Here is a 12,497-nt window from a genome sequence, read left to right as displayed (position 1 = left end):
AGGGTTCCACCGGCGGGAGTTGGGGCTACCTGTCGGTCCGCAGCCGGGGGAATCCTGGCAGCAAACACCTCGTGAATGACAGATGCATGCCACTGATTGACTGATTAATGACCGCCCCTCGCCCCCTCGAACACCCCCGTATGGTCCGGCATGTGGGACGGCGTCGGGAAGGTCCATGCCAAACCTCGCCGCGGAGCGTCGATTTTCGGCCAACACGGAGCGGGGCCCCACCCGGAGGTGAGGCCCCTGTTACCGCGGGGAAACCATCAGTTCTGGACGTACACCGCCACCGTCCGGCCCGGCACCGTGAAGGTGCCCGTGGCCGGGTCGAAGGCCGCCTGCTTCACCACCGGGTCAGCACCCTTCGCCTGCACCCGGTGCAGCTCCTGGCGGGTGCCGCGGAGCCCCGCCACGGTCTGCGTCTGCGCGGTCGGAGTGGCGTTGAAGACCACTGTGATGCCCTTCTCCGCGCCCTTCAGCCCGGTGCCGTCCAGGTGCATGGTGATCACGCCCGGGTTCTCGCCCGCGGTGCCTGACAGCGGGAAGGACAGCCGGCGCTGCACCTCCGCCGTGCTGGCCAGCGCGAACAGCGGCGAGGACTGACGGATCTTCAGGAACTGCTGGTAGATGGCCGTGGAGGCGCCCGTCTCGTTGCAGCCCATCCGCAGCTTCGGGTCGGCCAGCAGTTGCTTGTCGCGGGCCCACATCGACTGGTTGTCGGCCGCCATCGGCAGGCCCCGGCCCCAGCCGTTGCCCTGCCTGCAGTCCCAGCTGATCGAGTTGAACCAGTCGCCGGAGTCGAAGGAGTTGGCGTCCAGCGACTTGGAGCGCAGCAGGTCGCTGCCGGCCTGGGCGAAGCCCGGGCCCTGGCTCAGCGCGGTCAGCGACAGGCCCAGCGCCTGCATCCGGGCCCGGTCGGCGGGCGAGGTGGACTGCGGCAGCTTGAACGCCAGCGCGTCGTACAGGTCCGCGTTGTCGTGCGCGTCCAGGTACTCCACCGCCTCGCCGGGGGCGGCCGCGTAGCCGGTCGGCGAGCCGTTGTAGTCGACGCCGCTGCCGGTGACGGACTTCCCGCTGCTGTCGGTGAACTCGAATCCGGCCAGGTTCCCGGTCAGGCCGACCTTGACCTGGTCCATCTGGTGCAGCAGCCGGGCCTTCTGCTGCTCGGGGGTGCCGTTGTCGGCCGAGCCGTTCGGGTCGGTGAACAGGCCGGAGGCGAAGCCCTGCTGCGGGGCCGAGGACAGCTCGTAGTTGCCGCCGCGCCCGGCGTCCCGGATCCGGTCGTTGAAGGTGGCGATGCCGGTGCCGGCCATGTTGGTCTGGGTGGCCTGGACGAACCGGGCGTCGTTGGCGACCGTGCCGAAGTTCCAGCCCTCGCCGTACAGGAAGACGTTCCTGCCGTCGACGCCGTCCTTCTGCGGGGTCAGCTTCCGCAGCGCCGACTGCACGTCCAGCATGGTCGACTTCGGGTCCAGGCCCATCAGGTCGAACCGGAAGCCGTCCACCCGGTACTGCTTGGCCCAGGTCACCACCGAGTCCACGACCAGCTTGTTCATCATGGCGTGCTCGGGCGCGGTGTCGGCGCAGCAGGAGTCGGTGGTGACCTTGCCGCTGTCGCTGAGCCGCTGGTAGTAGCCGGGGACGACCTTGTCGAGCACCGACTTGTCGTCCTGCCCGGCCGCGGCGGTGTGGTTGTACACCACGTCCAGCACCACCCGCAGGCCCGCCTCGTGCATCGCCTGCACCATCTCGCGGAACTGCTCGGTGCGCGCGGTGCCGTTCGGGTCGGTGGCGTACGAGCCCTCCGGCACCGTGTAGTGCAGCGGGTCGTAGCCCCAGTTGTAGGCGTCGTCGGCCTGCACGGCCGCCACGCACTCCTGCTGCCCGTCCGAGTCGGCGGCCAGCGCGGTCAGGTCGCAGGCCGGGAGCTTCTGGTCGGCCCGGTTCTCCCGGATGGTGGCGATGTCGAAGGTCGGCAGCAGGTGGATGGTGGTCACGCCGGCCTTGGCGAGGTCCTTCAGGTGCTGCATGCCCGCCGACCTGGACTGCGTGAACGCCAGGTAGGTGCCCCGCTCGTCGGCCGGCACGGTGCTGTCGGCGGACGAGAAGTCCCGCACGTGCAGCTCCTGGATCTGCTGCTTCACCGCCGGGATCGCCTCCGGGCTGCGGTGCTGGTCCCAGCCCTTGGGCTTGGTCGCGGCCGAGGACAGGTCGGCGACCAGGCTGCGCTTGGAGTCCGCGGACAGCGCGGTCGAGTACGGGTCGGTGACCAGGTTGGTGACCACCTGCTGGACGCTGGGCGCCCACACCTTCACCTGGTACAGGTAGTACTTGCCGTCCAGGTCCTTGGCGTCCCCGGTCAGCGACCAGACGCCGGACGCGTCGTCCCGCTTCAGCGGCACGGTCTTCGGGCTGCCGCCGCTCGCCTTGTCGAACAGCTGCACCGCCACGTCGGTGGCGGTCGGCGCCCACAGCGACAGCGTCACCTTCCGCTTGTCGCCCTTGCCCTTCCCGTTGCCGTTGTTGCCGTTGCCGTTGTTGCCCTTGCCCTGGTCGCCCGAGTACACCGGGCCGAGCTGCGCGGAGGCCGCCCCGGCCGCGTACAGGTCGTCCAGCACGCCGGGGGTCTGCACGCCGGTGGCGGCGAGCGCGGCGCCGTTGGGCAGGTGCTCGGTGAACACCGTCTGGGCGCGCAGCGCGTCGGTGATCCGGCCCGCGTCGCGCGGGTCGACGGTGAACGCCCGGTACCCGGCCAGGTGCGGGAACTTCGCCTTCTGGGCGTCGGTGAGGCCGGCCGCCTGGTTGAGCCGGATCCAGTGGCCCGGCTTGGACAGCACGCCCTTGTCGACGCTCAGCCCGCCCTCGGGGTCGTAGATCAGCTGGGCGCTGGTGCCGCCCTTCAACTGGGCGTCCCCCGCGCCGTAGTTGGCGGGCACCACGACGGTCCTGGCGTCGATCCACTGGGCCTTGGCCGAGCCCAGGTCGAGCTGCGAGGAGGTGCCGCCGGCCTGCGGCAGCAGGTGGCCCTCCTGGCCGCCGATGATCCAGATCTCCCGGCCGGAGGTGGCGAAGTCCAGCGACTGGTCCTGCGGCAGGTCCTTGTCGCCGCCGTTGTGGATGATGTAGCTGAGGCTGGTCGCGCCCTGGGCCAGCGGCACCTCGAAGACCGCGCCGAACGCGTCCTGCCGGGCCGGCATCAGCGGGCTGCCCCAGTCGGTGGGCGTGGCCGCGCCGGTCCAGTCGTGCAGGCCCCAGCCGGTGTAGTTGCCGTCGGCCCGCCGGTAGTGGATGACCGCCTTGCCGTCGGGCACCGGCTGCGCCGCGTCCGGGTTCGCGGTGCGGACGGTGGCGTCGCCCTCCTTGATCCACACCTCGCCGGTGGCGGAGATGTCGACGTGCCGGTCCTGGTCGACGTCCTTGGTGCCGTCCTTCTCCACCACGAACCCGACGTCGGACGCCCCGCCCTTGAGCTTCACGTACGCGAACGCCCCGTACGCGTCCCGCCCGACGAAGCCGTGCCCGGCCGGCCAGGTGGTCGCCTCGCCATCGGCGATGTCGCCCCAGGTGTACAGGTTCCAGCCGTCGTAGTCGCCGTCCTTGCGCTGGTAGTGCACCACCGCGTACTCGCGCGACACCGCGCTCGGCACCGGAGCCGGCGGCTGCTGCCCGGTGGTGAACTCCCCGGTGGTGGAGGCCAGTCGGCCCGCCGAGTCCTCGACCACGGCCTTGAACCGCACCACGGTGCCGGGCGCGACCCCGTCCAGGTTCTGCGTCACCTTGAAAGTGACGTGGCCGGCGGAGTCGGACGCCCCGTTGTCGGCGGTGCCCAGCGTCTGCCAGGCCCCGTCCCCGACCTGCGCGGCGAAGGTGACCCGGTTGAACCCGCCGCCGGGCACGTTCGCGCCCAGCGTGACGGTGCCGTACGAGCCGTTGTCGGGCGCGCTGACGGTGACCGACGGGCCGGCCGCCGGCTTGGCCAGCCTGTGCCCGGCCTTCAGCACCAGCGAGGACATCGCGGGCACGGTGACCGTCACCTTGCCGTCCGCCCCGCTGGTGACCTTGCCCTTGAAGCCGTACAGGCCGTCGAAGTCCATGCCCGCGGAGAAGGTGTCCAGCGTGACGGTCTTCGCCTCGGTGGCGTTGTTGACCGCCGCCAGGTACTCGACCTGTTCCTTGGCGTCGATCCGGGAGAACGCGTACACGCCCGGCCCGTCCGCCGCGTACCGCTCGACCTGGGCGCCGTCGGCCAGCGCCGGGTTGTCCTTGCGCAGCTTCGCCAGGCCCGCGATGCCCTGGTACAGCGCGCCGTCCCGGCCGTAGCGGTCCTTCGAGCCCGACTCGCCGCCGATCACGGTGTCGGTGTTGTAGGAGGGGGTCCGGGAGGCGAACATGTCCTGCCGGGCGTCCTTGTCGCCGCCCGCGCCGGTGAAGCCCTGCTCGTCGCCGTAGTAGACCACCGGCTGGCCGCGGGTCAGGAACTGCAGCTCGTCGGCGAGCCGGTCCTTGGCCAGCAGCGCGTCGTTCGAGGCGCCCGGGTTGTCGCTCTGCAGGAAGGAGCCGAACCGGCCCATGTCGTGGTTGCCGAGGAAGGTCGGCAGCTCGTAGGCGTCGGTGTCGGCCGTGGTGTACCGGTAGTCCTGCGCGTACAGCGCGCTGAGCGCCTTGGCCGAGCCGTTCTGCGAGACGTACGAGCGGGCCGCCTCCTGGAACGCGAAGTCCAGGGTGGCCTGCAGCTTGCCCTGGGTGACGTACGGGGAGGTGATCGCCGGGTCGCCCGAGTACACCTCGCCGAACATGAAGAACTTCTTGTTGCCCTGCTGCGCGGCGAACTGCTTCAGCGCGGGCGCCCACTGCTCCCAGAACGCCAGGTTGACGTGCTTGACGGTGTCGATCCGGAAGCCGTCGACGCCGGTCTCGGCGACCCACTGCTGGTAGATCTTCTCCATCCCCGCGACGACCTTCGGGTTCTGGGTGTCCAGGTCGTCCAGGCCGGAGAAGTCGCCCTCGGTCGCGGACTCGCCGACGAAGGTCGAGTTGCCCCGGTTGTGGTAGAGCGACGGATCGTTCAGCCAGGACGGGGTCTTGGCGCTCGCGCCCGCCTGGTCGCGGAAGACCGGGGTGTAGGGGAAGGAGTCCTTGGTGGTGTTCGGCCACTGCGCCCGGGCGTCGGCGACCGCGGTCTCGTCGACCGGGTTGCCGTCCGCGTCGAGGGTCGGGTAGGCGCCCTCGGAGCGGTAGTCGTACGTCTTCTCCGCGTAGTCGATGACGTCGGCGGTGTGGTTGGTGATGACGTCGAAGAAGACCTTGATGCCGCGCTTGTGCGCCTTGTCGATCAGCTCCTTGAGCTGGGCGTTGGTGCCGAAGTGCGGGTCGACCTGGGTGAAGTCGGTGATCCAGTAGCCGTGGTAGCCGGCCGAGGCGTCCGCGCCGGCGCCCTGCACGGGCTGGTTCTTGAAGATCGGCGCCATCCAGATCGCGGTGGTGCCCAGGTCCTGGATGTAGTCGAGCTTGTCGATCAGGCCCTGCAGGTCACCGCCGTGGTAGAAGCCCTTGTCGGCCGGGTCGAGGCCGTTGTCCATCCGGCCGCCGGTGATGCCGCCGGTGTCGTTGCCGGTGCTGCCGTTGGCGAAGCGGTCCGGCAGCACGAAGTAGAACTGCTCGCGGGTCAGGTCGTGCCGGCTCGCGGTGGCCGCCAGGTCCTTGTCGGACGGCGGGGCCGCGGGCTTGGCGGGCGCGGCCGCGGCCAGCGGGGCGGCGCCCAGGGTGGCGGCGATCAGCGAGGCCGCGACCAGGACGGCGGCCCGTCCGGGACGGCGGTAGGGGGTGGTGCGGCGCTGGGGGCGGAACGGGGCGTCGGCCACGGCAGGGCTCTCCCTCGGGGGCGCTCGGGCATGGGGTGGGTGGCGTGGAACCTAGCGCCCTGCAAGATGTTTCAGCAAGATGCGAAAGCGGTTTCGCCCCGGAGTCATACCGAGTCGTGACCTGAGCCCCGCCCCGGCCCGCCCCGCGGCCGCTCCCCCGCCCCCGCCGGGGTGCGTGCCCGAACCGGACCCCGGTTCGACCCCTCGTAACCCGCGCGCCACAATGGACGGCATGCGCCTCGAGAACCGATCGACCCCTACCCCCGTAGGGGGACAGTCGGTGAAGAATCCCCAACCAGAGGATGAGCAAGCGGCCACACCCGGTCTGGCAGACTTCTCGTCCATGGGGGAACCGACCGAGATCCAGACAACCGGCGCCGAACGTGCCGACCGGACCACGCACACCGGTTCCGACCCGGGCACGGACCGCACCGCCCGTACGCCCGGCGGAGCCACCCGCGTCGCCCGGTCACCCGGCGCCACCGTCCGCAGCCGCCTGCGCGAGCAGCGCCGCACCCCGCGCCGGCCGCACCTGCTCTTCGAACTCGCCCTGATCGGCCTCAGCTACTGGCTGTACTCGCTGGTCCGCAACGCCGTCCCCGAGCAGGCCGAGATCGCCCAGAAGCACGCCACCTGGGTCTGGAACCTGGAGCACACCCTCGGCATCGCCGTCGAGCGCTCCATCAACCACGGCGTCAACTCGGTCAGCTGGCTGATCGTCGGGATGAACTACTACTACGCCACCCTGCACTTCATCATCACCATCGGCGTGCTGGTCTGGCTCTACCGCTCCCACCCCGGCCGCTACGCCGCCGCCCGGACGGTGCTGTTCGTCACCACCGGCATCGCCCTGGTCGGCTTCTACTGCTTCCCGCTGGCCCCGCCCCGCCTGATGACCGGCGGCGGCTTCCTGGACACCGTCACCATCCACCACACCTGGGGCTCGCTGGCCTCCGGCGCCGGGGCGACGGTCTCCAACCAGTACGCGGCGATGCCCTCCATGCACATCGGCTGGTCCATGTGGTGCGGCCTGACCATCTTCTTCCTGGCCCGCCGCACCTGGGTCCGGCTGCTCGGCCTGGCCTACCCCCTGGCCACCCTCAGCGTGATCGTCTCCACCGCCAACCACTTCTGGCTGGACGCGGTCGGCGGCGAGGTCTGCCTGGCCGTCGGCTTCCTCGCCGCCCGCCTGATCTACCGCACCTGGGTCTACCGCCTCCCCCGCCGGCCCGGCGAACCGGCCGACCGGGAACTCACCGTCCCCGCCCAGTGGGACACCAAGGTCACCGCGTAAGCGCACCACCAGGGGCGCGGGGAACCGCGCGAGCGGCCACGCACCTCCCGCAGGATCGCGGCACCGGACGGACCACCGTCCGGTGCCGCGATCCTGCTGTGCGTCCGGGGCCGCTCGCGCCCGCGCGCTACTCCGAGCCGTAGAACAGCCGTTCCACCACCCGGCGCGCGCGCCGCGTCGTCCGCCGGTACTCGTCCACCAGCTCCCCCGAGTGCCCGACCCCGTAGCCGAGGTAGCGCGCCACCCCCGCCAGTTCCCGCGCGTCGCCGGGGAAGCTGTCCCCCGCGCGCCCGCGCACCAGCATCACCGCGGCCCGCACCCGGGAGGCGAGCACCCAGGCGGCGTCCAGCACCTCCGCGTCCTCCCGGTCGACCAGGCCGGCCTCCGTCGCGGCGGCCAGCGCCGCCCGGGTGCGGGTGGTGCGCAGGGCCGGCAGCTCGTGGCCGTGCCGGAGCTGCAGCAGCTGCACCGTCCACTCGACGTCCGCCAGCCCGCCGCGGCCGATCTTGGTGTGGGTGGTGGGGTCGGCGCCGCGCGGCAGCCGTTCGGCCTCGATCCGGGCCTTGATCCGGCGGATCTCCATCAGGTCCCGGTCGGGGACGCCCGCGCCGGGGTAGCGCAGCGGGTCGATCAGCTCCCGGAAGCGCCCGCCGAGCTCGAGGTCGCCGGCCGTCGGCTCGGCCCGCAGCAGCGCCTGGCTCTCCCAGGCGTGCGACCAGCGCGCGTAGTACGCGGCGTACGAGCTGAGGGTGCGCACCAGCGGGCCGTTGCGGCCCTCGGGGCGCAGGTCGGCGTCGACCAGCAGCGGGGGTTCGACGGACGGGGCGGCCAGCAGGGTGCGCAGTTCGCCGACCACCTCGCGGGCGGCGCGGGCGGCGTCCTCGTCGGGGACGCCGGGCCGGGGCTCGTGGACGAAGAGCACGTCGGCGTCCGAGCCGTAGCCGAGTTCGTGGCCGCCGAACCGGCCCATGGCGATGATCGTGATCCGGGTGGGCAGTTCGCCGTTGCGGGCCTCCCAGCCGTCGCCCGCGGCGCGCAGCGCGCCCTGCAGGGTGGCGGCGGTGATCGAGGTGAGGGCCTCGCCGGTGAGGTCGAGGGCGCGGGCCGGGTCCTCGTCGAGCCGGCCGAGGACGTCGGCGGCGGCGGTGCGGAACAGTTCGCGGCGGCGGACGGCCCGGGCCGCGGAGACTCCGGCGGCGGGGCTGCCGGCCCGGCCGACGGCGGCCAGCACCTCCGCCTCCAGCGCGGCCCGGCCGCGCGGGACCAGTCCGCCGGCGTCGCCGAGCATGGCGACCGCCTCGGGGGCGCGCAGCAGCAGGTCGGGGGCCAGGCGTCCGGCGGACAGCACCCGGGCGAGCTGTTCGGCGGCGGCGCCCTCGTCGCGCAGCAGCCGCAGGTACCAGGGGGTGCGGCCGAGCGCGTCGGAGACCTGGCGGAAGTTGAGCAGCCCGGCGTCGGGGTCGGCGGAGTCGGCGAACCAGCCGAGCAGCACCGGCAGCAGGGTGCGCTGGATGGCGGCCTTGCGGCTGACGCCGGAGGCGAGCGCGGAGATGTGCCGCAGCGCGGCGGCCGGGTCGGCGTAGCCGAGGGCGGCCAGGCGCTGCTTGGCGGCCTCGGTGCTGAGGCCGGCGGCGCCGGAGCCGGTGACCCGCAGTTCGGCGACCGGCAGTTCGGCGACGGCGTCCAGCAGCGGCCGGTAGAACAGCCGCTCGTGCAGCCGCCGGACCTCCACCGCGTGCCGCTTCCACTCCCGTTGCAGGGCCGCCACCGGGTCGCCCTTGCTGTCCGGGCCGAGCTGGGGGGCCATCGTGCGGGCCAGCCGGCGCAGGTCGGCGGGGTCGGTGGGCATCAGGTGGGTGCGGCGCAGCCGCTGCAGCTGGATCCGGTGCTCCAGGGTGCGCAGGAAGCGGTACGCGGCGTCCAGCGAGGCGGCGTCGGCCCGCCCGACGTAGCCCCCGGCGCTGAGCGCGGCCAGCGCCTCCAGCGTGTTGCCGCTCCGGAGCGCCTCGTCGGTGCGCCCGTGCACGAGTTGCAGCAGCTGGACGGCGAACTCGACGTCGCGCAGGCCGCCGGGGCCGAGCTTCAGCTGCCGGTCGAGTTCGCCGGCCGGGATGGCGTCGACCACCCGGCGGCGCATCTGCTGGACGTCGGTGACGAAGTTCTCCCGGGCGGCGGCCTGCCACACCAGCGGGGCGACGGCCTCGGCGTAGGCGCGGCCGAGTTCGGGGTCGCCGGCGATCGGGCGGGCCTTGAGCAGGGCCTGGAACTCCCAGGTCTTGGCCCAGCGCTGGTAGTAGGCGAGGTGGCTGGCCAGGGTGCGCACCAGCGGGCCGTTGCGGCCCTCGGGGCGCAGGTTGGCGTCGACCGGCCAGATGGTGCCCTCGCCGGTGGTGTCGGAGCACAGCCGCATGGCGTGCGCGGCGAGCCGGGTGGCGGCCTGCACGGCCTTCTGCTCGTCGGCGCCCTCGCGGGCCTCGGCCACGAAGATCACGTCCACGTCGGAGACGTAGTTCAGCTCCCGGCCGCCGCACTTGCCCATGCCGATCACCGCCAGCCGGCAGGCCGCGGCGGCCTGCGGGTCCTGCTCGGCGGCGATGTCGAGGGCGGCCTGCAGGGTGGCGCCGGCCAGGTCGGCGAGTTCGGCGGCGGCCTGCGGCAGGTCGGTGGTGCCGGACAGGTCGCGGGCGGCGATGGCCAGCAGGCAGCGCCGGTAGGCGGCGCGCAGCGCGTCGGCCCGGTCGCCCTCCGGCTCGGCCCACACCCGGCGGGTGAGTTCGCCGAGGAAGTCGCCGCGCCCGGGGTGGATGTCGCGCAGCTCGAAGGAGACCAGGGCGTGCCAGTCCCGGGGGTGCCGGGCCAGGTGGTCGGCGAGCGCGGTCGAGGCGCCCAGGACGCCCAGCAGCCGGTCCCGCAGCGGCTTGGCGGCGGTCAGGGTGTCGCGCAGGGTGTGCCGCTCGTGCGGGTCCAGCGCCTCCAGCAGCCGGGCCAGCCCGAACAGCGCCTGGTCCGGGTCGGCCGCGGCACTCAGCGCGTCCAGCAGCACCGGGTCGGCGGCCAGCCCGTGCAGCGCCGGTTCGTCGAGCAGCCGCACCGCCTGGTCCGGATCGGAGAACCCGCGCCGCACCAGTCGGGTCTCCAACCGGCTGACCCGGCTCCCGGCCCGTTCCTCCACCGTGCTCCCGCCTCCCGTCGCCGATCCCTGCTCCGAAGGGTACGTTCCCGCCCGGCGGCTCCCGGCGCTAAGCCCGGCGCCACGGCTCGGCGAACACCCGGTAGAAGTAGGGCAGGTCGTCCTCGGGGCCGTTGTCCATCCGCTTGAACACCTTCCCGATCGGGTTGCACACCTGCCCGCTCGGCAGCTGCACCACCAGCGGGAAGCCGAACACCGGGACCTCCTCGCCGCCCACCTCCCGCCAGGAGGCGCCGCCCTGGCGGACCATCACCTCGCCGACGTAGCAGCCGAATCCGAACAGCGTCTCGCCGACCTGCCCGCTGTCGATCCCGCTGCCCCGGAAGTCCTCGATGATCTCGTCGACGGCGGCCAGGCTCCCCACCGAGTAGTCCAGCCGCACCCCGCTGACCTGCGCCGCCGACGTCACGATGTCCGCCGCGAACCGCCCGGCGTTCACCGCCCGGGGCGCGTACCTCAGCCGCAGTTCCATCTGCCCTCCCATCCTCCGGGTCACCGGTCCGGGGGTCTCCTTCCCCCTGCCCCACCCCGTACCCAACACGAAACCGGGCCCCGGTGGAAAACCGTCGGCCCCGGCCGAACTCCCGCTCCCCGGCCGGGGCCTGACACGTCGTCCGGAGGACCGGCTACAGCACCTGGAGGACCTTGCGCAGCTCGAACGGGGTGACCTCGGAGCGGTATTCCTCCCACTCCTGGCGCTTGTTGCGCAGGAAGAAGTCGAAGACGTGCTCGCCCAGCGTCTCGGCGACGAGTTCGCTGCGCTGCATGAGGTCGATGGCCTCGCCGAGGTTCTGCGGCATGGGCTGGATGCCGAGGGCGCGGCGCTCGGCGTCGGTGAGGGCCCAGACGTCGTCGTCGGCGCCGGGGGGGAGTTCGAGGTTGTCCTCGATGCCCTTGAGGCCGGCGGCGAGGGTGACGGCGTAGGCGAGGTAGGGGTTGCAGCCGGTGTCGAGGGAGCGGACCTCGATGCGGGTGGAGCCCTGCTTGCCGGGCTTGTACATGGGGACGCGGATGAGCGCGGAGCGGTTGTTGTGGCCCCAGCAGATGTAGGAGGGGGCTTCGCCGCCGGCGCCGGCGGTGCGCTGGGAGCCGCCCCAGATGCGCTTGTAGGAGTTGACCCACTGGTTGGTGACGGCGGCGGTCTCGGCGGCGTACTTGAGCAGGCCGGCGATGAAGGAGCGGCCGACCTTGGAGAGCTGGTACTCGGCGCCGGACTCGTGGAAGGCGTTGCGGTCGCCCTCGAAGAGGGAGACGTGGGTGTGCATGCCGGAGCCGGGGAAGTGCGAGAACGGCTTGGGCATGAAGCTGGCGTGGACGCCCTGTTCGAGGGCGACCTCCTTCATGACCAGGCGGAAGGTCATGATGTTGTCGGCGGTGGAGAGCGCGTCGGCGTAGCGCAGGTCGATCTCCTGCTGGCCGGGGGCGCCCTCGTGGTGGCTGAACTCGACCGAGATGCCCATGGATTCGAGCATCGTGATGGCCTGGCGGCGGAAGTCGTGGCCGATGCCGCGCGGGGTGTGGTCGAAGTAGCCGGACTGGTCGGCGGGGGTCGGCGGGGTGCCGTCGCCGGGGAGGTCCTTGAGGAGGAAGAACTCGATCTCGGGGTGGGTGTAGAAGGTGAAGCCGAGGTTGGAGGCCTTCTCCAGGGTGCGCTTGAGGACGTAGCGCGGGTCGGCGTAGGAGGGCGAGCCGTCGGGCATCAGGATGTCGCAGAACATCCGGGCGGTACCGGGGTTCTCGGAGCGCCACGGCAGTATCTGGAAGGTGGTCGGGTCCGGCTTGGCGATCATGTCGGACTCGTAGACCCGGGCGAAGCCCTCGATCGCCGAGCCGTCGAAGCCGATGCCTTCCTCGAAGGCCTGTTCCAGTTCGGCCGGGGCCACCGCCACGGACTTGAGGAACCCGAGCACGTCGGTGAACCACAGCCGGACGAACCGGATGTCACGCTCTTCGAGCGTGCGAAGCACGAACTCCTGCTGCTTGCCCATGGGGACAGTCTCACCTCTGCTCTTTACGCCCGTGTTACGCCGCCCGCACCGGCCGGCCCGGCCCGGCGAGGACCTCGCCCTGACCGCGTCGCCACCCATCATGGCGGATCCGGGCCCGCTTGCCGATCCCGGGCGGGCAGCGGGGCGAACCTGGGCGCCGGCTG

5 protein-coding genes are annotated in these 12,497 nt (G+C 72.3%); 1 reads left to right on the top strand and 4 read right to left on the bottom strand.

Features of this window, described 5'->3' with window-relative positions; all coding sequences use genetic code 11:
* Window positions 1–266 precede the first annotated feature (266 nt).
* Window positions 267–5,861, bottom strand: coding sequence for a pullulanase-type alpha-1,6-glucosidase (gene pulA / locus EDD39_RS14160; protein ID WP_123556060.1), 5,595 nt, complete (start codon window positions 5,859–5,861; stop codon window positions 267–269).
* Window positions 5,862–6,204: 343 nt separating this feature from the next.
* On the opposite strand from pulA, the gene EDD39_RS14155 reads away from it, so the two are divergent.
* On the top strand, window positions 6,205–7,155 hold the full coding sequence (locus EDD39_RS14155; protein WP_123556059.1) for a phosphatase PAP2 family protein: 951 nt from the start codon (window positions 6,205–6,207) through the stop codon (window positions 7,153–7,155).
* Window positions 7,156–7,282: 127 nt separating this feature from the next.
* Here EDD39_RS14155 and EDD39_RS14150 read toward each other — a convergent pair whose 3' ends face one another.
* From EDD39_RS14150 to glnA, 3 genes are all read right to left on the bottom strand, one after another.
* Window positions 7,283–10,327 carry a bifunctional [glutamine synthetase] adenylyltransferase/[glutamine synthetase]-adenylyl-L-tyrosine phosphorylase gene (locus EDD39_RS14150; protein ID WP_123556056.1) on the bottom strand — a complete coding sequence of 1,015 codons (3,045 nt, stop codon included), beginning with the start codon at window positions 10,325–10,327 and terminating at the stop codon, window positions 7,283–7,285.
* Window positions 10,328–10,394: 67 nt separating this feature from the next.
* Window positions 10,395–10,817: a hypothetical protein gene (locus tag EDD39_RS14145; protein ID WP_123556054.1), complete on the bottom strand. Its 423-nt coding sequence runs from the start codon at window positions 10,815–10,817 to the stop codon at window positions 10,395–10,397.
* A 154-nt stretch (window positions 10,818–10,971) separates the two neighbouring features.
* Window positions 10,972–12,333 (bottom strand): type I glutamate--ammonia ligase, encoded by a 1,362-nt coding sequence (gene glnA, locus EDD39_RS14140; protein WP_014135480.1) that lies wholly within the window; start codon window positions 12,331–12,333, stop codon window positions 10,972–10,974.
* Window positions 12,334–12,497: the final 164 nt, after the last annotated feature.

The sequence above is a fragment of the Kitasatospora cineracea genome, assembly GCF_003751605.1.
Lineage (GTDB): Bacteria > Actinomycetota > Actinomycetes > Streptomycetales > Streptomycetaceae > Kitasatospora > Kitasatospora cineracea.
This window is presented reverse-complemented; position numbering and strand designations above follow the sequence as displayed.

Bases quoted from the DNA above. Each gene is read 5' to 3' on its own strand.
- glnA (WP_014135480.1), bottom strand. From the start codon at position 12,333: ATGGGCAAGCAGCAGGAGTTCGTGCTTCGCACGCTCGAAGAGCGTGAC.
- EDD39_RS14145 (WP_123556054.1), bottom strand. From the start codon at position 10,817: ATGGAACTGCGGCTGAGGTACGCGCCCCGGGCGGTGAACGCCGGGCGG.
- EDD39_RS14155 (WP_123556059.1), top strand. From the start codon at position 6,205: ATGGGGGAACCGACCGAGATCCAGACAACCGGCGCCGAACGTGCCGAC.